This window comes from Pseudomonas sp. LBUM1674 (genome assembly GCF_059695635.1).
On sequence record NZ_CP166779.1, the window covers coordinates 6,410,251 to 6,431,201 of the forward strand.

The 20,951-nt window shown below is 62.2% G+C and carries 21 protein-coding genes; 9 read left to right on the top strand and 12 right to left on the bottom strand.

Going from position 1 to position 20,951, the window contains the following annotated elements:
- Positions 1-200 precede the first annotated feature (200 nt).
- The 9 genes from ACA067_RS29390 to nrdR form a co-directional block, all read right to left on the bottom strand.
- A complete protein-coding gene (locus ACA067_RS29390; protein WP_497459643.1) occupies positions 201-938 on the bottom strand; it encodes a substrate-binding periplasmic protein in 738 nt (245 codons plus the stop codon).
- Positions 939-960: 22 nt separating this feature from the next.
- A complete protein-coding gene (locus ACA067_RS29395) occupies positions 961-1,464 on the bottom strand; it encodes a phosphatidylglycerophosphatase A family protein (RefSeq protein WP_128872471.1) in 504 nt (167 codons plus the stop codon).
- Entirely contained in the window at positions 1,461-2,426 is a 966-nt protein-coding gene (thiL, locus tag ACA067_RS29400) for a thiamine-phosphate kinase (protein WP_497459644.1), read from the bottom strand. The genes ACA067_RS29395 and thiL overlap by 4 nt, the downstream gene beginning before the upstream one ends.
- Positions 2,427-2,604: 178 nt before the next feature.
- Positions 2,605-3,105 (bottom strand): transcription antitermination factor NusB, encoded by a 501-nt coding sequence (nusB, locus tag ACA067_RS29405; protein ID WP_154854745.1) that lies wholly within the window; start codon positions 3,103-3,105, stop codon positions 2,605-2,607.
- Positions 3,102-3,578 carry a 6,7-dimethyl-8-ribityllumazine synthase gene (gene ribH, locus ACA067_RS29410; protein WP_128872473.1) on the bottom strand — a complete coding sequence of 159 codons (477 nt, stop codon included), beginning with the start codon at positions 3,576-3,578 and terminating at the stop codon, positions 3,102-3,104. The genes nusB and ribH overlap by 4 nt, the downstream gene beginning before the upstream one ends.
- Positions 3,579-3,669: 91 nt before the next feature.
- Positions 3,670-4,761, bottom strand: coding sequence for a bifunctional 3,4-dihydroxy-2-butanone-4-phosphate synthase/GTP cyclohydrolase II (gene ribBA / locus ACA067_RS29415; RefSeq protein WP_403102729.1), 1,092 nt, complete (start codon positions 4,759-4,761; stop codon positions 3,670-3,672).
- Positions 4,762-4,791: 30 nt separating this feature from the next.
- Positions 4,792-5,454: a riboflavin synthase gene (locus ACA067_RS29420; RefSeq protein ID WP_497459645.1), complete on the bottom strand. Its 663-nt coding sequence runs from the start codon at positions 5,452-5,454 to the stop codon at positions 4,792-4,794.
- A 46-nt stretch (positions 5,455-5,500) separates the two neighbouring features.
- The gene (gene ribD, locus ACA067_RS29425; protein ID WP_497459646.1) at positions 5,501-6,634 is read right to left on the bottom strand and encodes a bifunctional diaminohydroxyphosphoribosylaminopyrimidine deaminase/5-amino-6-(5-phosphoribosylamino)uracil reductase RibD; all 1,134 of its coding nucleotides are present in this window, start codon (positions 6,632-6,634) and stop codon (positions 5,501-5,503) included.
- Positions 6,631-7,095, bottom strand: a complete 465-nt coding sequence (gene nrdR / locus ACA067_RS29430) for a transcriptional regulator NrdR (RefSeq protein ID WP_003228656.1) — start codon at positions 7,093-7,095, stop codon at positions 6,631-6,633. The genes ribD and nrdR overlap by 4 nt, the downstream gene beginning before the upstream one ends.
- Positions 7,096-7,223: 128 nt before the next feature.
- Here nrdR and ACA067_RS29435 point away from each other — a divergent pair, with 128 nt between their 5' ends.
- The 3 genes from ACA067_RS29435 (at position 7,224) to trxA (ending at position 9,407) form a co-directional block, all read left to right on the top strand.
- The gene (locus ACA067_RS29435) at positions 7,224-7,682 is read left to right on the top strand and encodes a YbaY family lipoprotein (RefSeq protein ID WP_497459647.1); all 459 of its coding nucleotides are present in this window, start codon (positions 7,224-7,226) and stop codon (positions 7,680-7,682) included.
- Positions 7,679-8,332: a class I SAM-dependent methyltransferase gene (locus tag ACA067_RS29440; protein ID WP_497459648.1), complete on the top strand. Its 654-nt coding sequence runs from the start codon at positions 7,679-7,681 to the stop codon at positions 8,330-8,332. Before ACA067_RS29435 ends, ACA067_RS29440 begins: the two co-directional genes overlap by 4 nt.
- Positions 8,333-8,534: 202 nt before the next feature.
- Positions 8,535-9,407, top strand: a complete 873-nt coding sequence (gene trxA, locus ACA067_RS29445; RefSeq protein ID WP_497459649.1) for a thioredoxin — start codon at positions 8,535-8,537, stop codon at positions 9,405-9,407.
- Positions 9,408-9,527: 120 nt separating this feature from the next.
- Here trxA and ACA067_RS29450 read toward each other — a convergent pair whose 3' ends face one another.
- Positions 9,528-9,875: a hypothetical protein gene (locus ACA067_RS29450; protein ID WP_497459650.1), complete on the bottom strand. Its 348-nt coding sequence runs from the start codon at positions 9,873-9,875 to the stop codon at positions 9,528-9,530.
- Between the two features lie 134 nt (positions 9,876-10,009).
- On the opposite strand from ACA067_RS29450, the gene ACA067_RS29455 reads away from it, so the two are divergent.
- From ACA067_RS29455 to ACA067_RS29475, 5 genes are all read left to right on the top strand, one after another.
- On the top strand, positions 10,010-10,588 hold the full coding sequence (locus ACA067_RS29455; protein WP_497459651.1) for a DUF2796 domain-containing protein: 579 nt from the start codon (positions 10,010-10,012) through the stop codon (positions 10,586-10,588).
- A gap of 170 nt (positions 10,589-10,758) precedes the next feature.
- Complete coding sequence (locus ACA067_RS29460; RefSeq protein WP_497459652.1) at positions 10,759-11,469, top strand: ABC transporter ATP-binding protein; 711 nt, start codon at positions 10,759-10,761, stop codon at positions 11,467-11,469.
- Position 11,470: 1 nt separating this feature from the next.
- Entirely contained in the window at positions 11,471-12,736 is a 1,266-nt protein-coding gene (locus ACA067_RS29465; RefSeq protein WP_497459653.1) for an ABC transporter permease, read from the top strand.
- Between the two features lie 11 nt (positions 12,737-12,747).
- Entirely contained in the window at positions 12,748-13,266 is a 519-nt protein-coding gene (locus tag ACA067_RS29470; RefSeq protein ID WP_497462866.1) for a DUF3299 domain-containing protein, read from the top strand.
- A gap of 249 nt (positions 13,267-13,515) precedes the next feature.
- Complete coding sequence (locus ACA067_RS29475) at positions 13,516-14,214, top strand: OmpW/AlkL family protein (RefSeq protein ID WP_497459654.1); 699 nt, start codon at positions 13,516-13,518, stop codon at positions 14,212-14,214.
- A 157-nt stretch (positions 14,215-14,371) separates the two neighbouring features.
- Here the strand turns inward: ACA067_RS29475 and pgnE are convergent, their stop codons facing one another.
- Together pgnE and ACA067_RS29485 are read right to left on the bottom strand one after the other, a co-directional pair.
- Entirely contained in the window at positions 14,372-15,301 is a 930-nt protein-coding gene (pgnE, locus tag ACA067_RS29480; RefSeq protein WP_497459655.1) for a UDP-N-acetylglucosamine epimerase PgnE, read from the bottom strand.
- Entirely contained in the window at positions 15,294-16,178 is an 885-nt protein-coding gene (locus ACA067_RS29485) for a sugar nucleotide-binding protein (protein WP_497459656.1), read from the bottom strand. The genes pgnE and ACA067_RS29485 overlap by 8 nt, the downstream gene beginning before the upstream one ends.
- Positions 16,179-16,517: 339 nt before the next feature.
- Here ACA067_RS29485 and ACA067_RS29490 point away from each other — a divergent pair, with 339 nt between their 5' ends.
- The gene (locus ACA067_RS29490; RefSeq protein WP_497459657.1) at positions 16,518-20,834 is read left to right on the top strand and encodes a DEAD/DEAH box helicase; all 4,317 of its coding nucleotides are present in this window, start codon (positions 16,518-16,520) and stop codon (positions 20,832-20,834) included.
- Positions 20,835-20,951 lie beyond the last annotated feature (117 nt).

Sequence of the window (20,951 nt, forward strand, 5' to 3'; positions counted from 1 at the left end):
CAGCAGGTTCCAGCAGACGCTTAGGCTGAATTATGGGGCATAACGATCAAAATGTTTGATATCGGGCCCACCCCATTCCTCTGTGGGAGCGAGCTTGCTCGCGATAGCGGACGGTCAGCTAATAATAGAGGTGACTGACAATCCGCTATCGCGAGCAAGCTCGCTCCCACAGGAGTCCTCGCCAGCCACGTGATCGGTGTTCAATTCGAGTCAAATGGATAGGGTTGCTTCCAGCGCTCGAAGATCGGTTTCAGCCGGCCGCTTTTCACCAATTCTTCCATGCGTTGGTCGAACAGTGCCATCAAGGCGCGAGCTCTGGGCGTATCGGCGAAGCACAGGTACAGCGGTAACTCCGCTATATGGGTGCGACGGAACTGCGAGGGATCCCTGGCCCGCCTGACGACGTAGTCGACCTCGGTCAGCGCATCGATGTAAAAGTCGGCGCGATTGTGAACCAGCATCGACAGGATTCCGGTACGCCGCAAGACTTCGTTGTAGCGACGCACGTTGGGCAGGTAGTCCTGATAATCGTAGCCGCGGACCCAGGCCAGTCGGTAGTTGCCCAGGGTTTCCGGGGTTGGCGCCGGGTTGCTGGACAGACCCAGGGCATAGATGTGATCGGTATCGAAGCTCCAGCGTGGGTAGAGCAAGTCGCTGGCCTCGTCACGATAGGAGCCGACACAGGCGTCCACTTCACCACGCTGGGCCAGCCCCATGGAACGCACGTAGGGCTCGGTACGGATATCCAGCTTGACCCCGGCCGGCTCGAACACCTCGCGCAACACGTCCCAGCCCAGGCCGTGACCGTCAGCGGCGGTGTAGTCTTCCCAGTCTTCGCTGGCCAGATGAATCACGGAGGGGGTCGTCGGTTCATCCGCCGCCTGGGCAAGCGCACCAAACATCGCGAACACCATCACCAGCAACCAGCGTCGAGCCATCCCTAGTCCCCTGTTCCGCCACTCAGGCGAAAATCCATACCAGTCCCTGCATCGCCAACCACGCAAATACCCCGGCCAATACGTCGTCGAGCATGATCCCGACGCCACCATGCACATGCCGGTCGATCCAGTGAATCGGCCACGGCTTGAGGATATCGAAGAAACGGAACATCAGAAAACCTGCCAGCAACCAATACCAACCTTCCGGTACCAGCCACAGGGTGATCCACATCCCGACCATTTCGTCCCAGACGATGCCTTCGTGGTCGTGTACCCGCAAATCGTCGGCCACCTTGCCGCACAGCCAGAAGCCGAACAGCATGGTGATGCCCAGCATCAGCCAGTAACCCCAGTCGGGCAACATCTGCCATAACGGAATAAAGGGTAGCGCAACTAACGAACCCCAGGTGCCTGGTGCTTTTGGCAGGGTGCCCGAACCGAAGCCGAACGCGATAAAATGCCAGGGGTTGCGCCAGACCGAGGGCGGTACGAATTCCGCCGGGACTTGATTGGGATGATCTGTCACGGTGTCTCCCGAAAATGTTGATAGCCCCGGGTTTGCGGGGTGATGTCTTGTCCGTCGGCATCCAGTAATGTCACGCCCTGCCCCGCGATGACTCGTCCGACCACATGGATCGGCCAGCCGTCAGCCAGCAATTGCGCTAACTCGACGGGCGGCAAGGTAAAGGCCAGCACGTAATCGTCACCGCCGCTGAGCGCTGCCGCTTCGGCGCCCGACTGACCAAGCAAGGCCACTAAAGCCTTCGACAGCGGCAAACGGTCCCGTTCAACTTGAATGCCGACCTTCGATGCGAGGGCGATATGCCCACAGTCGGCGAGCAGGCCGTCGGAGATGTCCAGCGCCGAGGTTGCCTTGCCCCGCAACGCGATGCCCAGCCCCAGCTGCGGTTGCGGCGACCAGTATTGCGCCAGCAACGGTTCGGCAATGGCTGGTTCAGCCGTACGCTGGCCAAGCACCAGCGGCAAGGCGCCAGCGGCATTGCCCAGTTCACCGCCCACACACAACAAATCGCCTGGCTTCGCGCCGCTACGGATCAACGCCAAACCACCCGGCACACGCCCGAACACGGTCATGGTCAGGCTCAGCGGCCCACGGGTCGTATCGCCGCCTACCAGTGCCACACCGCAGTGCTGCGCCATGAGGTTCAATCCACGGGCGTAGGCTTGCAGCCAATCGGCGGTCACCGTCGGCAAGGTCAGGGCAAGGGTAAAGGCAACGGGAGTGGCGCCCATGGCAGCCAGGTCGCTGACAGCCACGGCCAGCGAGCGCTGGCCGAGCAGAAACGGGTCGCAAGGGTCTGCGAAATGCACACCGGCCACGAGCGTGTCGGTGGAAATTGCCAACTGCTCCCCGGGAGGAACAGCCAGCAAGGCGCAATCATCGCCGATCCCGAGGGCAACGCCCTCGCCGCCTTGCGCACAGGGCGCGACGGCGAAGAAATTGCGGATCAGCTCAAACTCACCCATCAGGTATCCTGTCTCACCAATGCTGTTCCTTTTTTAGCGGCGTCTGTTGTCGCCAGACTGCGTTGCCGCTCCTCGCCATAGCCAGCTATGACTCGTCGCGGCGCCTTGTCTGACAACAACAGCCACTCGCCAAAAAAGGAACGCATCGGCGAGACAGGACACTGGATTCAAACGCCGATCAGCGCTTGAACGCCTTCACTTCAGCTTCACGCAGACGTGGGGCCAGCTTGTCGAGTACACCGTTGACGAACTTGTGGCCGTCGGTGGAGCCGAAGACTTTCGCCAGTTCGATACCTTCGTTGATCACAACGCGGTACGGCACGTCGACGCGCTCGAGCAGCTCCCAGGTCGACAGGCGCAGAACGGCCAGTTCAACCGGGTCCAGCTCCTCGATCGTGATGTCCAGGCAAGGCGCCAGTGCGGCGTCGATCCGGTCCTTCTGCGCTGGAACCCCGTGCAGGATTTCACGGAAGTAGGCACCGTCGACATCGCTGAAATCGTTATCGACCCGGAACTGCGCTTCGATCTCGTTCAGCGACTGCCTGGCCATATGCCATTGGTACAGCGCCTGAGTCGCGAGCTGACGGGCTTCGCGACGCTTGACGCTTTTCGATGGCTTGCCGGCATCCGCAGGTTTTGGATCGCGCGGGTTGAAACGATCACTTTCGTCGCTAATCACTTGGCCTCCAACTGCGCCAGCAGGCTGACCATTTCCAGAGCGGACAGGGCAGCTTCAGCACCTTTGTTACCGGCCTTGGTGCCGGATCGTTCGATGGCTTGCTCGATGGAATCAACGGTCAGCACGCCGAAAGCGACCGGTAAACCGAACTCCATGGACACCTGGGCCAGGCCCTTGGTGCACTCGCCCGCCACGTATTCGAAGTGCGGAGTACCGCCACGAATGACCGCGCCCAGGGCGATGATGGCTGCGAACTCGCCTTTCTGAGCGACTTTCTGCGCAACCAGCGGGATTTCGAAGGCGCCAGGCGCACGGATGATGGTGATGTCGCTTTCGCTCACGCCATGGCGAACCAGGGCATCAACTGCACCGCTGACCAGGCTTTCAACCACGAAGCTGTTGAAACGGCCCACTACCAGAGCGTAGCGGCCTTTAGGGGCGATGAAGGTACCTTCGATGGTCTTCAGGGTCATTCGTTAGATCTCTTAAAGAGCCGGGACGCGTTTTCTACGCGTCCCTCAGTGATTTGTTAACCGCGAATACAGGCCCGCAAACTGCCGGTCATTATTCGGAGGGCACGTATTCTACAACTTCCAGATCGAAACCGGATATCGCATTAAATTTCATCGGCGCACTCATCAGGCGCATTTTGCGCACGCCCAGGTCCCGAAGGATCTGCGAACCGGCACCGACGATGCTGTAGGTGGTCGGTTTTTTCGCCGGTGCGTGCTCCGCGGTTTCACGGATGTGTGCCAGCAACACGTCGCCATCGAGCGGGTGACCGAGCAACAGCACCACGCCGCTGCCGGCCTCGGCGACCGCGGCCATGGCGGCGCGCAGGCTCCAGCGGCCGGGCTGCTTGACCATCAGCAAGTCGCGCAACGGGTCCATGTTGTGCACCCGGACCAGGGTCGGCTCTTCAGCGCACACGGTGCCCAGGGTCAGCGCCATGTGCACGTCGCCTTCCACGGAATCACGATAGGTCACCAGGTTGAATTGGCCCAGTTCGCTATCCAATGGCTGCTCGGCAATCCGCTGAACGGTACGTTCGTGGATCATCCGGTAGTGAATCAGGTCGGCGATGGTGCCGATCTTGATGTTGTGTTCGGCAGCAAACGCTTCCAGTTCCGCGCGGCGGGACATGGTGCCGTCGTCGTTCATCACTTCGCAGATCACCCCGCTCGGCTCGAAACCGGCCATGCGCGCCAGGTCGCATGCCGCTTCGGTGTGGCCGGCACGGGCCAGGGTGCCGCCGGCCTGGGCCATCAGCGGGAAGATGTGGCCGGGGCTGACAATGTCTTCAGCCTTGGCGTCTTTCGCGGCGGCGGCCTGCACGGTGCGCGCGCGGTCGGCGGCGGAAATGCCGGTGGTCACGCCCGTGGCCGCCTCGATGGACACGGTGAACTTGGTGCCGAAACCGGAACCGTTGCGCGGCGCCATCAGAGGCAGCTTCAGCAGTTCGCAGCGCTCGCGGCTCATCGGCATGCAGATCAAGCCACGGGCGTGCTTGGCCATGAAGTTGATGTGTTCAGGCTGGCAGCACTCGGCGGCCATGATCAGGTCGCCTTCGTTCTCGCGGTCTTCGTCATCCATGAGGATGACCATCTTGCCTTGGCGGATGTCTTCAACCAGTTCTTCGATGCTATTGAGCGCCACAAGGCACCCCCCTTCTTTCAAAATTGAGTTTCAGGAATTGAGGTAGCCGTTCTCGGCCAGAAAGCTTTCGGTGATGTTACTGGAGGTTGGCTCTGCGGCCTTGTCGCCTAGTAACAGGCGTTCCAGATAACGTGCCAGCAAGTCAACTTCAAGATTCACCCGGCGACCTGGCTGGTAAGACGCCATGATGGTTTCGCTCAGGGTGTGCGGAATGATCGTCAGCAGGAACTCGGCGCCATCGACCGCGTTCACGGTCAGGCTGGTGCCGTCAACAGTGATCGAGCCTTTATGGGCGATGTACTTGGCCAGGTCTTTCGGGGCACGGATGCGAAATTCCACGGCACGCGCGTTTTCGGTGCGGGCAACCACTTCACCCACGCCATCGACGTGACCGCTGACCAGATGCCCGCCGAGGCGAGTGGTCGGAGTCAGGGCTTTTTCCAGATTGACCGGGCTGCCGCTTTTCAGGTCATTCATGGCGGTGCAGTCGAGGGTTTCACGGCTGACGTCTGCGGCAAAACCGTTACCCGGTAATTCAACCGCCGTCAGGCATACGCCGTTGACCGCAATGCTGTCGCCCAGTTTGACGTCGCTCAAATCGAGCTTGCCGGTTTCTACGTGCACCCGCACATCTCCGCCTTTTGGGGTCAATGCACGAATACTGCCGATGGATTCGATGATGCCGGTAAACATGGAGTCCTCCTCGAGAACAAAGCCGTCGCGTGGCGCAGGCCGGGAATTATACGCTCGCTGCTGGGACAGGAATGGCAATGACTCGCCAATCATCGCCAACCGCGCGGATTTCGGTGATTTTGAGCTCGGGCGCGTCTTTCATCTGCGCCAGCGGCCAGTCCAGCAGCGGCCGTGCCGAGGAGCCAAGGAACTTGCCGGCGACGAAAATCTGGAATTCGTCCACCAGCCCCTGCCGGGCAAAGGCGCCGGCGAGACGCGGACCCGCTTCGACCAACACTTCATTGACGCCACGATGAGCGAGCTCGACCAGCAGTTTACGCAGGTCGACCAGGCCATCGTCACCGGCCACGATCAGGCATTCCGGGCCGTTGGCGTATTGCTCTTCGATTGCCATGCAAGTGGCGACCAGCGCCGGGCCGGCCTTGAAGAACGGCGCATCCAGCGGCACCCGCAGACGACCGTCGATCAACACGCGAAGCGGCGGGCGGCTCATGGCCAACGCGGTTTGCTCAGGGTCCAGACCCAATTCATCGGCACGCACGGTCAAGCGGGCGTTGTCCGCCAGCACCGTGTCGGCGCCAGTCAGCACCACGCTGGCCTGGGCGCGCAGGCGTTGCACCGCCGAACGCGCCGCTGTGCCGGTGATCCACTGGCTTTCGCCGCTTTCCATCGCCGTGCGACCGTCCAGGCTCATGGCCAACTTGACCCGCACGAACGGCAAGCCGTGTTCCATGCGTTTGAGGAAGCCTTCATTGAGCTTGCGCGCCTCACCTTCCAGCACGCCGCTTTCGGTCGCGATGCCGGCCTGGGCCAGGCGTTGCAGGCCGCGACCGGCGACTTCCGGGTTCGGGTCTTGCATCGCCGCAACCACCCGCGCCAGCCCGGCATTCACCAGCGCATCGGCGCAGGGCGGCGTGCGGCCGTGATGGCTGCAAGGTTCGAGGGTCACGTAAGCCGTGGCGCCCCGCGCCTTGTCGCCAGCGGCGCGCAGGGCGTGGACTTCGGCGTGGGGTTCGCCGGTGCGCACGTGCCAGCCTTCGCCGACGATTTGCCCGTCACGCACGATCACGCAGCCGACCCGCGGGTTGGGGTGTGTGGTGTAATGACCTTTACGCGCCAGTTCCAGGGCGCGGGCCATGTAGTGGGCGTCGAGGATGGCTTGTTCTGGGGACAGGGTCATTCTTTCACCGGCTCACGGGCCAGGCGATCGATCTCTTCGCGGAACTCGTTGAGGTCCTGGAAGCGCCGATACACGGAGGCGAAACGAATGTAGGCGACTTCGTCGAGCTTTTGCAACTCGGCCATCACCAGTTCACCGACCACGAGGGATTTGACCTCGCGCTCGCCGGTGGCGCGCAGTTTATGTTTGATGTGCACCAGCGACGATTCGAGGCGCTCGACACTCACCGGACGCTTCTCCAGCGCACGCTGCATACCGGCGCGCAGTTTTTCTTCGTCGAACGGCTGGCGGCTGCCGTCGGTTTTGATCAGGCGCGGCAACACCAGTTCAGCAGTCTCGAACGTCGTGAAACGCTCGCCGCAGGCCAGGCATTCGCGCCGGCGGCGCACCTGTTCGCCCTCGGCGACCAGACGCGAGTCGATGACCTTGGTGTCGTTGGCACCGCAGAAGGGACAGTGCATGGTGGCAGGCAACAAAAAAAGGGAGGGCCATGGTAGCGCATCCCCGTGGCAAGACAAGCCATAGGCTTTGCGGTATACAGACGGGTTATACCGTTTGATCCATGGATTTCACCCAGCTGGAGCCACCAATGTCCATACGACCGCTCATTTTGCTCAGTCTTTTCAGCCTGCTGGTGGCCTGTAGCAGCGATGCGCCTCAGCCACCGACACCCGGCCCCGCGCCGCAACAGGCGCAAAAGAAAGCCAAAGAGGCTGCCGACCTCGGCCCGTTGCCTGCGCATCAACGTGAATTGAGCGGCACCTTGCAAGGCGTGCCGGCCGGCGCAGAAGTCGAACTGGCGCTGCTGGTGATCGACAACCAGGACCGCCCGCAACAATTGCTCGCCAGCTCCAGCCTGATCGGCACCAACCAGGTGTTGCCCTTTCGCCTGCGTTTCAACCCGGCATCCTTTCCGGCAGGTGCCCGCGTTGAACTGCGTGGCCGCGCCAGCCAGTCCGGTCAGTTGATTTTGCACCTGCCGTCGCAAGTCATCACCCAGCCAACGACCCAGGCGATGGGTCAACTGCAATTCGTCAAAGCACCATGATTGCACCGCTCGACCTGCAACAGGCGTTGGCCGGACTGCTCGGTGATGCACAGCTGGTGGCCTGTGCCTTGCCGGATACCAAACTGAAGCTTTGGCTGATCGACGGCGACAACATGGACCGCGCCTTCAGCCCGGAAGAAACCCGGCGGATTCTGCATGAGCCGCCGTACTGGAGTTTCTGCTGGGCCAGCGGGCTGGCGGTGGCGCGCTATCTCGACCGATTCCCTGAATGGGTCAAAGGCAAGCGGGTGCTGGATTTCGGCGCCGGTTCCGGGGTGGCGGGGATTGCCGCCGTCAAGGCCGGGGCGCTGGAAGTGGTGGCTTGTGACCTGGACCCGCTGGCGATCGCCGCGTGTCGGGCGAATGCCGAACTCAATGAGGTACAGCTTAGCTACTCGACGGATTTTTTTGCCGAGGCGGATCGGTTTGATCTGATTCTGGTGGCCGATGTGCTGTATGACCGGGCAAATTTGCCACTGCTCGACGAGTTCCTGACCCGTGGCCGGGAAGCGTTGGTAGCGGATTCGCGGGTGAGGGATTTTCGTCATCCGCTGTATCAGCGCATTGAGATGCTGGAGGCGATGACCCTGCCGGATCTGGCTGAGCCCGAAGAGTTTCGGCATGTGAGCCTCTACCATGCGCGGCGATAGTTAAAAGCTTCGCCGGCAAGCCGGTCTCGCTCCCACAAGGGATCTGCGTCATGACACAGATCAATGTGGGAGCGAGCCGGCTCCGGGCGGCGATCCGACGAAGGCGTCCGGTCAGACAACACTCCTATCAACTCCTCCCCGCTTCCGGCCGCCCCCCACCAAGCCGTATAGTTGCCACATCCACGCTTTTACGAGATCCCCCATGAGTCAGGAAACGCCGTACATCTTCGACGCCACGACTGCCGACTTCGAGCAATCGGTGATCGAGAACTCTTTCCACAAACCGGTACTGGTGGATTTCTGGGCCGAATGGTGTGCGCCGTGCAAAGCGCTGATGCCGATGCTGCAAACCATCGCCGAGAGCTATCAGGGCGAGTTGCTGCTGGCCAAGGTCAATTGCGACGTCGAGCCGGACATCGTCTCCCGCTTCGGCATTCGCAGCCTGCCAACGGTCGTGCTGTTCAAGGACGGTCAGCCGGTGGACGGTTTTGCCGGTGCGCAACCGGAATCCGCAGTCCGCACGATGCTTGAACCTCATGTGCAGATGCCGCCGCCCGCAGCTGCCGATCCTTTCGAACAGGCTCAGGCACTGTTCGATGACAACCGCTTTGCCGACGCCGAAGCCGCCCTCAAAGTGCTGCTGGGCGAAGACAACAGCAACGCCGGTGCGCTGATTCTTTACGCCCGCTGCCTCACCGAACGTGGCGAGCTGGGTGAAGCGCAAATCGTGCTCGACGCGGTCAAGAGCGATGAACACAAGGCGGCCCTGGCCGGTGCCAAGGCACAGATCCAGTTTCTCGGCCAGGCCAGGGACCTGCCGGATGCGGCGGACCTGAAAGCGCGCCTGGCGAAAAATCCGCAGGACGATGAAGCGGTGTACCAACTGGCGATCCAGCAGCTGGCCCGCCAGCAGTACGACGCAGCGCTGGATGCCTTGCTCAAGCTGTTCATCCGCAATCGCAGCTACAGCGAAGGCTTGCCGCACAAGACGTTGCTGCAGGTGTTCGAACTGCTGGGCAACGATCACCCGCTGGTGACCACGTATCGCCGCAAGTTGTTTGCTGCGCTCTATTAAAAGATCAAAAGATCGCAGCCTGCGGCAGCTCCTACAGAATCGGGTTTACACGCGGTCAATGTAGGAGCTGCCGAAGGCTCGGGCCGCGTTCGGACGATCTTTTGCTTTTGACATTCGGGTTTATTCGATCCAGCTGTAGAGCGGCGTATCCCCGCCGCTCGTCACCTTCACGTCAGAGCAATGGCGCAAACGCACCAGCAGCCGCTTGCCCGACGCCGCGCTGCCAGTCAGCCCTTCCAGTTGCTCCAGCAGATCCGGCCCGCTCAACTGCCCGGCCTTGCGCAGCAGGTCCTTGGCAATCTGCCACAGTGCCTCATCCTGATTCACCGGTCTGGCCGGCGCAGCACTGGCCTCGGCCTCGGGTTTGCTCACCTGCAACTGCGCACCAAGCCGTGCCCAGTCAGCGTCATCCAGCTCCAGCGTCAAATCCACCGGCCAGTCGCCGATACTTCCGCGTATACGCAACATAAGTCTGCTCCCGCACATTTCTGACTCACATGCTCCCATGGGACTTGTGCAACGCCAAGCGGGCGGTCAAACTCTCCACACTTACGTTATAAGATCACATAACAAAATATTCATTTTACTTCCGGAGACTCGTCATGCGCCGTCTGCTTCTCGCTCTGCCGTTTGCCTTGCTGCCGTTGGCCGTGGCCCATGCTGCCGATGAACACGACCATGAGCACGGCAGCCTTGGCGCCCACGAACACGGAGTCGGTCGTTTGAATGCGGCGCTGGACGGCCAGACCCTGGAACTGGAGCTGGAAAGCCCGGCGATGAACCTGGTGGGTTTCGAACACGCCGCTACCACCGACGCCGACAAGGCCAAGGTCGCCGCCGTCCGTGCGCAGCTGGAAAAACCCCTGGTGCTGTTCAACCTGCCAAAAGCCGCTGGCTGCGTGATCGCGACTCAGGAACTGGAAAGCCCGTTGTTCGGCGACAAGCCGGATGCCGATGATGATCACGACAAAGAGACCAAGGAAAAGCATCACCACGACCACAGCGACATCCACGCGCATTACCAATTCAGTTGCTCGTCACCGGGGGCGCTGAAAACCCTGGACCTGGCGAACATCTTCAACACTTTCCCGGCGACCCGGAAAATTCAGGTACAACTGATCAGCCCGAGCGGGCAGCAAGGGGTTGAAGTGACGGCCAAGGCGGCTGCCCTGAAGTTCTAAATTCACCGAAGATCCCCTGTGGGAGCGAGCTTGCTCGCGATAGCGGCGTAACAGTCAACATCGATGCTGAATGTTATGGCCTTATCGTCGGAACGCCGCCCGGAGCAAGCTCGCTCCCACAGGAGGGTGTGTTGGATGTGAGATTAAGACAACCCCATGAAACCGGCGCTATGACCCAAGCACTCATCGAACTGTCCGACCTGGGCTTCAGCTGGCCCGGTCACCCGCCACTGCTGGATATCCCGTCGTTTCGCCTGGAGCCGGGTGAAACCCTGTTCCTCAAAGGCCCCAGCGGCAGCGGCAAGACCACCCTGCTCGGCCTGCTCGGTGGTGTGCAGAAACCCGATCGCGGCAGCATCCGCCTGCTCGGCCAGGAACTGACCGAACTCGGCGCCGGCGCGCGTGATCGTTTTCGCGTCGATCACACCGGCTACATCTTCCAGCAATTCAATCTGCTGCCGTTTCTCTCGGTGCGCGAGAACGTCGAGCTGCCCTGCCACTTTTCCCGACTGCGTACCGAACGGGCGATCCAGCGCCACGGCAGTGTCGATCAGGCGGCCGCCATCCTGCTCGCGCATTTGGGCCTGACGGATGAAAGCATCCTCGGCCGCCGCGCCGATTCGCTGTCCATCGGCCAACAGCAACGGGTCGCCGCCGCACGGGCGTTGATCGGCCAGCCGGAACTGGTGATCGCCGACGAACCGACTTCGGCCCTGGATTACGACGCCCGGGAAAATTTCATCCGCTTGCTGTTCGCCGAATGCCGCGAAGCCGGATCGAGCCTGTTGTTCGTCAGTCACGACCAGAGCCTCGCGCCGTTGTTCGATCGCAATCTGTCGCTGGCCGATCTCAATCGCGCCGCCACCCCGTTCGAGGTCTGAGATGTATTTGTTCCGTCTAGCCATGGCCAGCCTGGCTAACCGCCGCTTCACCGCGATGCTTACCGCGTTCGCCATCGCCCTGTCGGTCTGCCTGCTGCTGGCCGTGGAGCGGGTGCGCACCGAGGCCAAGGCCAGTTTCGCCAGCACCATCAGCGGCACCGACCTGATCGTCGGCGCCCGTTCCGGTTCGGTGAATCTGTTGCTGTACTCGGTGTTCCGCATTGGCAATGCCACCAACAACATCCGCTGGGACAGCTTCGAACACTTCGCCAACAACCCGAAAGTGAAGTGGGCGATCCCGATGTCTCTCGGTGACTCCCATCGCGGATATCGGGTGATGGGCACCAGCGAGGCGTACTTCGAACATTACCAGTACGGCCATCAGCAACACCTGGAACTGGCCGCCGGTCGCGCCTTCGCCACCGATCCGTTCGAAGTGGTACTCGGCGCCGAAGTGGCCGATGCGCTGCATTACACACTTGGCGACAAACTGGTGCTGGCCCACGGCGTGGCTGTGATCAGCCTGGTCCAACACGACGACAAACCATTCACCGTGGTCGGCATTCTCAAACGCACCGGCACCCCGGTGGACCGCACGTTGCACATCAGCCTCGGCGGCATGGAAGCAATCCATGTCGATTGGCACAACGGGGTGCCGGCGCGCGGCAACGGTCGGATCAGCGCCGATCAGGCGCGCAACATGGACCTGACGCCGCAAGCGATCACCGCGTTCATGCTCGGCCTCAACAGCAAGATTTCGACCTTTGCCTTGCAGCGCGAGATCAATGAATTCCGTGGCGAACCGATGCTGGCGATCCTGCCGGGGGTGGCGCTGCAAGAACTGTGGAGCTTGATGAGCACGGCGGAAAAGGCCTTGTTCGTGGTGTCGCTGTTCGTGGTGCTGACCGGGTTGATCGGCATGCTCACCGCCATTCTCACGAGTCTCAATGAACGGCGGCGCGAGATGGCGATTCTGCGCTCGGTAGGCGCCCGGCCGTGGCACATCGCGACCCTGCTGGTGCTGGAAGCGTTTGCGTTGGCGCTGTCGGGGGTTATTGCCGGCGTGGCGCTGCTCTACATAGGTATTGCCGCCACCCAGGGTTATGTCCAGGCGAATTACGGCTTGTATCTGCCCCTGGATTGGCCAAGCGAATATGAATGGACGCTGCTTGGTGGCATCCTGGGCGCCGCGTTGCTGATGGGCAGCGTGCCGGCCTGGCGCGCGTATCGCCAATCCCTGGCCGATGGCCTGTCGATCCGACTATGAGGACGTTGATGATGCCCCGCGCTGTGCTTGCGCTGTTGATGCTGGTCGCCCTGCCGCTGTGGGCGGCCGCGCCGAAAGACCTGACCTGGTCGGAAATGATCCCGCCGGACGCCGCACCGGAAGTGCCGAACATGACGCCGCTGCACGACCTGTCGCAAATGGGTGACGCGCTGAAGGCAGAATCGGCGCCCGCGGCCAGGCAGGACATGCCGAATGCGCCGGTGGTGAACACCCTCAATGGCCAGAACATTCGCTTGCCGGGCTACATCGTGCCGCTGGAAGTCAGTGAAGAAGGTCGCACTACGGAATTTTTGCTGGTGCCCTATTTCGGCGCCTGCATTCATGTGCCGCCACCGCCGTCGAACCAGATCGTGCATGTGAAAAGCGAAGTCGGCGTGAAGCTCGATGAGTTGTATCAGCCGTACTGGATCGAGGGTGCGCTGCAGGTCAAGGCATCGAGCAGTGAGTTGGCGGATGCGGGGTATCAGATGGAGGCGGACAAGATTTATGCGTATGAATTGCCGGAGTGAATCCGGTAGTTATGTGTCACCTACACGTCAGCCATCGTCGGAATGCCGCCCAGACCAAGCCCGCTCCCACATGATTTAGGTGATCCCTGTGGGAGCGGGCTTGCCCTGGGCGGCGATCCGACGATGAGGCCATCAGCCGCACCACAAAAACCAAGGCCATCACAGTTTCATTGAGCTGAATCAAAAGACCGTACCAGACGCCTCAGTACCATTGGACATCGAACATTTTCAACGTCCTTTGGAGCCCCCATGCACAAGCCCTTGCTCAGCGCTTCGCTGTTCGCCCTCGCGCTCGCAGCCCCGCTCGCCTATGCCCATGACGCCGGCGACATCATCGTTCGTGCCGGTGCGATCACCGTCAACCCGAAAGCCGACAGCTCCAGCGTCAAGGTCGACCAGGGCCCGCTGGCGGGCGCCGACCTGGGTGGCAAGGCCACCATGAGCAGCGACACGCAACTGGGCCTGAACTTCGCGTACATGCTCGACAGCCATTGGGGGATCGAGCTGCTCGCGGCCTCGCCGTTCGAACATGACGTGAAGCTCAAGGGCACCGCCCTGGGGGCGGCCAACGGCAAGCTCGGCAGCCTGAAACACCTGCCGCCAACCTTGAGCATCGTGTACTACCCCCTGGACGCGAAGTCCGCGTTCCAGCCGTATGTCGGTGCCGGTATCAACTACACCTGGATCTATGACGAACACGTCGGCAGTGAAGCCAGCGCCAACGGCTTCAGCAACTTCAAGGCGGAGAATTCCTGGGGCATGGCGTTTCAGGTCGGCGCCGACTACATGCTGACCGACAACGTGATGATCAACGCCCAGGTGCGCTACATCGACATCGACACCACCGCGACGGTGGAAAATAACGCAGTGGCGCAGGGCACCCGCGCCAAGGTCGATGTGGACGTGGATCCGTTCATCTACATGGTTGGCTTGGGTTACAAGTTCTAAACCCGCCGCATAAAAAAGGCGCCTCGAAAGGCGCCTTTTTCATGCGTTCCCACGCTCTGCGTGGGAACGCAGCCCGGGACGCTCCGCGCCTCCTAAAGCGGACGCGGAGCGTCCATTGAGGCATTCCCACGCAGAGCGTGGGAACGATCATCAAACCTCAGCGACCCAGCAACCGCGCCAGACCAACGCGCAACGGGGTCTGCTGCGGATAGGTAAAACGCTCCAGCAATCGCCGATTGTTCGCCCGCGAATGACGGATGTCACCGGAGCGCGCCGGGCCGTAGCTCACCGGCGGCAATTGACCGACCACCGCTTCAAGGGCTTCAAGCATTTGCTTGAGGGTGGTGGCCTGGTTCCAGCCAACATTGACCGCGCCGACCTCGACCTGCGGTTTCTCGATGGCTTGCACCAGCAAGTCGACCAGGTCTTCGACGTAGACAAAATCACGCGTCTGCTCGCCATCACCGAACACGGTGATCGGCAGGCCTTTCTGCGCCCGCTCGCTGAAAATGCTGATGACGCCGGAATACGGCGAGGACGGATCCTGACGGGGGCCGAAGATGTTGAAGAAGCGGAAGATCACCGGTTCCAGAGCATGCTGGCGACGGTAGAAATCGAAATAAAGCTCGCTCGCCAACTTGTCGGATGCGTAAGGTGTCAGAGGCGCCTTGGGCGTGTCTTCATCGATCGACTCGCCCTCGCCGTTGTTGCCGTAGACCGCCGCGCTGGACGCAAACAGCACGCGCTTGACCCCGGCTTGGCGCATGGCTTCGCAGACATTCAGCGAGCCGATGAAATTACTCTGGTGAGTCTTCACCGGATCGTCCACCGACGCCTGCACCGAAGCCACCGCGGCCAGATGCGCGACAGCGCTACAGCCGACCATCGCCCGAGCGACCAGCGTCGCATCGGCAACATCACCCAAAATCAGCTCGACCTGGGGGTTATCCAGCGGCAGATTAGTGCGCTTGCCGGTGGACAGATCATCGAGAATCCGCACCGAATGGCCCTTGGCGAGCAAGGCATCGGTCAAGTGCGAGCCGATGAAACCGGCACCGCCGGTGATTAAAACAGGGCCGTCAGCCATGGCGATAAAACCTATCCAGTAAGCCCGGGAGTGCCGCGCGCCAGGCGCGGGGCTTGATGCCGAACGTGTGCAGAATTTTCTTGCAGGCCAGCACCGCGTGTTGCGGCTCCTCTGCGGCATCCGGGCGCGCGGCGTGAGCCTGGGCGGTCGGTGCTTCGATGGCCAACGGATGCAGCGCGCGGGCTTCGGTAAGGATCGCCTGGCCCAATGCCAGCGGCGTGGTCGCCTCATGCCCGGCGTAATGATAGGTGCCCCACAGCGGCGCGGCACAATCGAGTTGCTTGAGCACCGAAATGATCACCCGGGCGGCGTCATCCACTGGCGTCGGATTGCCCCGACGGTCATCGGCCATCAGCAGTTCTTCTGGTGTTTCTGCCCGAGCGAGGAAACGCCCGAGGCTGCCGTCGGGACTGTCATCGAGTAGCCAGCCGAAACGCAGCAGCACATGCTGCGGGCAGGTGGCGCGCACACTTTGCTCGATCCGCCACAAGGCCTGACCGCGCAGGCCCAAGGGCACCGGTTCGTCTTTTTCGCTGTAGGCCGTCGCCCGGGAGCCATCGAACACGCGATAGCTCGACGGTTGCAGCAGAACAATGTTGTGATGCTGGCACAGCTCGGCCAGACGCTCGATCGCCCGTTCCTGCCCGGCCAGACGCTGCTCGCTGACCACCTCCGCCTGGAACCAGTCGAAGTAGTAGGCGAGGTTGATCAGCGCGTCCGGGCGGGTGTCGTCGAGCAGTTGCGTCAGGCTCGCGGCATCCCAGCCGTCTTGCGGTGGGCGGGGGGCGAGGAAGCCGATGTCTTCCTCCGCACCGAGGCGAATCAGCGCCTGCCCAAGGGCATTTCCGCCGCCCAGTAACATAAGGCGCATTCGCATAGAGTCAGCAGGCCCAGTCTGATTGGAACAATGGCTAATCGACACTGCACGCGGGCAATGTCGTCGATAGTGCCGGAATCGTTGCATTTTGCGGGTTTAGAGCGCAACCGTCATCCGTAAAGTGTACATCCCTTGGATATGGGCTGCCTGTGCCGGCCCCTTCGTCGGAACGCCGCCCGGAGCAAGCTCGCTCCCACATTGGATCTCCTGCGTGCCCACATTTTGTGTCAGGCACAGTTCAAATGTGGGAGCGAGCTTGCTCGCGAAGGGGCCCTGAGGGTCGCTAGAGATCCTGAGTGGTACTTGCATCTTCCCTGACTCGCCTGCATAAATCAGGACATGAATCTGCCCATCCCAGCAGACAGCGCCCTGACAGGCTTCCACCCCGCCGTCAGCGCCTGGTTCAACAACACTTTCCCGACGGTCACCGCCGCCCAGGCCCGGGCGTGGCCGTTGATTCGTCAGCGCCGTTCAACATTGATCGCCGCCCCCACCGGCTCTGGCAAAACCCTTACCGCGTTTCTCGCAGTCATCGATGACCTGGTCCACCGCGGCCTGGAAACCGAAGGTGGCCTGCCCGACGAAACCCTGGTGGTCTACGTCTCGCCACTAAAAGCCCTGTCCAACGACATCCAGATCAACCTGCAAAACCCCTTGGCCGGTATCACCGAGCAATTGCGCGTGACGGGCCTGCCCGGGTTGCAGATCAACACCGCCGTGCGCACCGGCGATACGCCGCAAAAAGACCGTTCGGCGATGCGCAGAACAGCGCCACACATTCTGGTGACCACTCCGGAATCCCTGTATGTGCTGCTTGGCTCCGACTCCGGCCGGCAAATGCTCAAGACCACGTGCACGGTCATCGTCGACGAAATCCACGCCATCGCCGCCAGCAAACGCGGCAGTCACCTGGCTCTGAGCCTGGAACGCTTACAGGCACTTTGCGCGGCCCCCTTGATGCGCATCGGCCTGTCTGCCACGCAAAAGCCGATCGAAGCGGTCTCGCGTTTTTTGGTCGGTCGCGATCGCTCGTGTGAAATCATCGACATCGGCCACGCCCGGCCGCGCGATCTGGACATCGAAGTGCCACCGGTGCCGTTGTCGGCGGTCATGGCCAACGACGTCTGGGAACTGGTATATGACCGCCTCGCCGCCCTCGCCCGCGAGCACCGCACCACGCTGATCTTCGTCAACACCCGGCGTCTGGCCGAACGGCTGAGCCGGCACTTGAGCGAGCGTCTGGGCAAGGACGCGGTCGCCGCCCACCACGGCAGCCTGGCCAAGGAATTTCGCCTCGACGCCGAGCAACGGCTCAAGCGCGGCGATCTGCAGGTGCTGATCGCGACTGCCTCGCTGGAGTTGGGAATCGACATCGGCGACGTCGACCTGGTCTGCCAGATCGCCTCGCCGCGCTCGATTGCCGGGTTTCTGCAACGGGTCGGCCGCTCCGGGCACCAGGTCGGCGGCACGCCCAAGGGGCGGCTGTTTGCCACCACCCGCGACGACCTGATCGAATGCGTCGCCCTGCTCGACTGCGTGCGTCGCGGCGAGCTCGACACTGTGCAGATTCCCCGGGCACCGCTGGACGTACTCGCGCAACAGATCATCGCTGAAGTCAGCTGTCAGGAATGGCCGGAGCAGGCACTGCTGGAGATGTTCCGCCGGGCTTCGCCTTATGCCGAACTCGACGACAAGCATTATCAGGCGCTGCTGCACATGCTCGCCGATGGCTACGACGGCCGTCAGGGCATCCGCAGCGCTTACTTGCACCGCGACGCCCTGACCCGCACCTTGCGCGGTCGTCGAGGCAGCAAACTGGCCGCCGTGACCAGCGGCGGGACCATCCCGGACAACGCCGACTACAGCGTGCTGCTGGAGCCTCAAGGGCTTAACATCGGCAGCGTCAACGAAGACTTCGCGGTGGAAAGCATTGCCGGCGATGTCTTCCAGCTAGGCAACACCTCTTATCGAATCCTGCGGGTGGAAACCGGCAAGGTCCGGGTCGAAGACGCTCAGGGCCAGCCGCCGACCATCCCGTTCTGGCTTGGTGAAGCGCCCGGTCGCAGCGATGAACTGTCGTTCGCCGTGGCACGCCTGCAAGGGCAACTCGATGACCTGCTGGGCGCCACGCCCGGGGATTTGCAGCCCGCGCTCGACTGGCTGAGCGACACCCTCGGCCTCAACCTCGCCAGCGCCGAGCAACTGGTGGATTACCTGGCCCGCGCGCGCCTGACCCTCGGCGCGCTGCCATCGCAAGACACGCTGCTGACGGAGCGGTTTTTCGACGAGTCCGGCGGCACCCAACTGATCATCCACACCCCGTTTGGCAGCCGCATCAACCGCGCCTGGGGTCTGGCCTTGCGCAAGCGCTTCTGCCGCACCTTCAACTTCGAATTGCAGGCGGCCGCCAGCGAAGATGCCATCGTGCTGTCGCTGTCCAGCAGCCACAGTTTTGAGCTGGAGGACGTCTGGCACTATCTGCACAGCAACAGCGCCGAGCATATCCTGACTCAAGCGGTGCTCGAAGCGCCGCTGTTCGGCGTTCGCTGGCGCTGGAATGCCGGGGTGGCGCTGGCGCTGCCGCGTTTTACCGGTGGACGCAAAGTCCCACCGCAGATCCAGCGGATGAAAAGCGAAGACCTGATCGCCAGCGTGTTTCCCGACCAGATTGCCTGTGTGGAAAACCTCGCCGGCGAGCGGGAGATTCCCGATCATCCCCTGGTGGAGCAGACCCTTGACGATTGCCTCCACGACGCCATGGACAGTGAAGGCTGGCTGGCCTTGTTGCGCCGCATGGAGCATGGCGACGTTCGCCTGATCAGCCGCGACCTGCCGGCGCCCTCGCCGCTGGCGGCAGAAATCCTCAGCGCCAGGCCCTATACCTTTCTCGACGATGCGCCGCTGGAAGAGCGTCGCACGCAAGCGGTGCTCAATCGGCGCTGGACCGATCCGCAATCCACCGACGACCTCGGGGCGCTGGATGCCGAGGCCATTCAAGCCGTGCGCGACGAAGCCTGGCCCGCGCCCACGGGCATCGATGAAATGCATGAGGCGTTGATGAGCCTGGCGTGCATCACCGATGCCGAGGCGCGGGCCAACCCTCATTGGCGCGAATGGCTTGGCGCTTTGGCCGACAGCGGCCGCGCCAGTCGTTTGCAGTTCAACCCGCAGCAATCACTGTGGCTGGCGCTTGAACGGCTGACCTGCGTGCAGGCGCTTTATCCACACGCCACATTGTTGCCGCCGCTGGAAGCATTGCCGGGTTTCGATGAAGTCTGGGAGACGGACGCAGCGGCACTTGAAGTGGTTCGCGCACGGCTCAGCGCCTTTGGTCCGTTGCCGCTGCAAGCGATCGCCGAGCCTTTGGGATTGCCGGCGACTCAGGTCACCCAGGCGCTGGCGCAACTCGAGCGTGAAGGTTATGTGCTGCGCGGCCGATTCTCGCCGGGCGTTACGCAAGAAGAATGGTGCGAACGGCATCTGCTGGCGCGCATTCATCGTTATACGGTCAAGCGTCTGCGGCGGGAAATCGAGCCGGTGGCGCTGCAGGAGTTCATGCGTTTTCTGTTTGACTGGCAGCATCTGTCCGCGGCGACCCAAGGCCAAGGCAGCGCGGTGTTGCCGGCGATTGTCGCTCAGTTCGAAGGCTACCCTGCCGCGGCTTCAGCCTGGGACAGCGACATTCTGCCGGCGCGGATCAAAGGTTATTCGGCGAGCTGGCTGGATGATCTGTGTCGCAGCGGAAAACTGGTCTGGACTCGCCTGACGGCGCGCAACAAGAGCGCCAGCACGGCGCTGCGCAGCACGCCGATACTGCTGCTGCCACGCAATCAGGTCGGGGCGTGGAGCGGATTGACCGAGCAGACACCGGCCAGCGAACTGTCGCCCAAAACCCAAAAAGTTCACGAAGCCCTCAGCCAACACGGCGCACTGTTTTTCGATGAGCTGATGCACGAGGCGCACCTGCTGCGCGCGGAGTTGGAAATCGCCTTGCAGGAACTGGTCGGCGCCGGCCTGGTGAATGCCGACAGTTTCGCCGGCCTGCGAGCACTGATCACCCCGGCCAGTAAGCGCCAGGCCCGCAGCAGCCGACGCGGGCGCGGGGCGTTTGTCGGCGGGATGGACGATGCCGGGCGCTGGGCCTTGCTGCGCCGCACTGCTGCCGCGCCGGTGGTGGATAACAAACGTCCGGCGCCGACGCCGAGCGATACCCTTGAACATATCGCCATGACCTTGCTGCGCCGCTATGGCGTGGTGTTCTGGCGCCTGCTGGAACGCGAGGCGGACTGGCTGCCGAGCTGGCGGGAATTGCTGCGTACCTTCCATCGGCTTGAGGCGCGGGGTGAGATTCGTGGCGGGCGGTTTGTCAGTGGTTTGGCGGGCGAGCAGTTTGCATTGCCAGAAGCGATTCCGTTGCTGCGCGAAGTTCGGCGCCGGCCGCATGATGGAAGTCTGGTTGCAGTGTGCGGAGTCGATCCGCTGAATCTCGCTGGCACGCTCTTGCCCGGCGCGAAAGTGCCGGCGTTGGCAAGTAATCGGCTGGTGTATCGCGATGGGTTGCCGGCGGCCGCGGAGATCGCTGGCAAGCAGGTTTTTTGGCTGGAGCTGGATCAGCAGGCCAGTGCTGAGGTTCGTAGCAAACTGATCCGGCATTGATGTTGTCTGGCCGGGCCCCTTCGCGAGCAAGCTCGCTCCCACAGGGGATCTGTGTCGGTTACAAAATCTCGCTCAAACACAGATCAAATGTGGGAGGGATCTGTGCTGAATGCAAAA

Bases quoted from the DNA above. Each gene is read 5' to 3' on its own strand.
- ACA067_RS29390 (WP_497459643.1), bottom strand. From the start codon at position 938: ATGGCTCGACGCTGGTTGCTGGTGATGGTGTTCGCGATGTTTGGTGCG.
- thiL (WP_497459644.1), bottom strand. From the start codon at position 2,426: ATGGGTGAGTTTGAGCTGATCCGCAATTTCTTCGCCGTCGCGCCCTGT.
- ribH (WP_128872473.1), bottom strand. From the start codon at position 3,578: ATGACCCTGAAGACCATCGAAGGTACCTTCATCGCCCCTAAAGGCCGC.
- ACA067_RS29420 (WP_497459645.1), bottom strand. From the start codon at position 5,454: ATGTTTACCGGCATCATCGAATCCATCGGCAGTATTCGTGCATTGACC.
- ribD (WP_497459646.1), bottom strand. From the start codon at position 6,634: ATGACCCTGTCCCCAGAACAAGCCATCCTCGACGCCCACTACATGGCC.
- nrdR (WP_003228656.1), bottom strand. From the start codon at position 7,095: ATGCACTGTCCCTTCTGCGGTGCCAACGACACCAAGGTCATCGACTCG.
- ACA067_RS29435 (WP_497459647.1), top strand. From the start codon at position 7,224: ATGTCCATACGACCGCTCATTTTGCTCAGTCTTTTCAGCCTGCTGGTG.
- ACA067_RS29440 (WP_497459648.1), top strand. From the start codon at position 7,679: ATGATTGCACCGCTCGACCTGCAACAGGCGTTGGCCGGACTGCTCGGT.
- trxA (WP_497459649.1), top strand. From the start codon at position 8,535: ATGAGTCAGGAAACGCCGTACATCTTCGACGCCACGACTGCCGACTTC.
- ACA067_RS29450 (WP_497459650.1), bottom strand. From the start codon at position 9,875: ATGTTGCGTATACGCGGAAGTATCGGCGACTGGCCGGTGGATTTGACG.
- ACA067_RS29455 (WP_497459651.1), top strand. From the start codon at position 10,010: ATGCGCCGTCTGCTTCTCGCTCTGCCGTTTGCCTTGCTGCCGTTGGCC.
- ACA067_RS29460 (WP_497459652.1), top strand. From the start codon at position 10,759: ATGACCCAAGCACTCATCGAACTGTCCGACCTGGGCTTCAGCTGGCCC.
- ACA067_RS29465 (WP_497459653.1), top strand. From the start codon at position 11,471: ATGTATTTGTTCCGTCTAGCCATGGCCAGCCTGGCTAACCGCCGCTTC.
- ACA067_RS29470 (WP_497462866.1), top strand. From the start codon at position 12,748: ATGCCCCGCGCTGTGCTTGCGCTGTTGATGCTGGTCGCCCTGCCGCTG.
- ACA067_RS29475 (WP_497459654.1), top strand. From the start codon at position 13,516: ATGCACAAGCCCTTGCTCAGCGCTTCGCTGTTCGCCCTCGCGCTCGCA.
- pgnE (WP_497459655.1), bottom strand. From the start codon at position 15,301: ATGGCTGACGGCCCTGTTTTAATCACCGGCGGTGCCGGTTTCATCGGC.
- ACA067_RS29485 (WP_497459656.1), bottom strand. From the start codon at position 16,178: ATGCGAATGCGCCTTATGTTACTGGGCGGCGGAAATGCCCTTGGGCAG.
- ACA067_RS29490 (WP_497459657.1), top strand. From the start codon at position 16,518: ATGAATCTGCCCATCCCAGCAGACAGCGCCCTGACAGGCTTCCACCCC.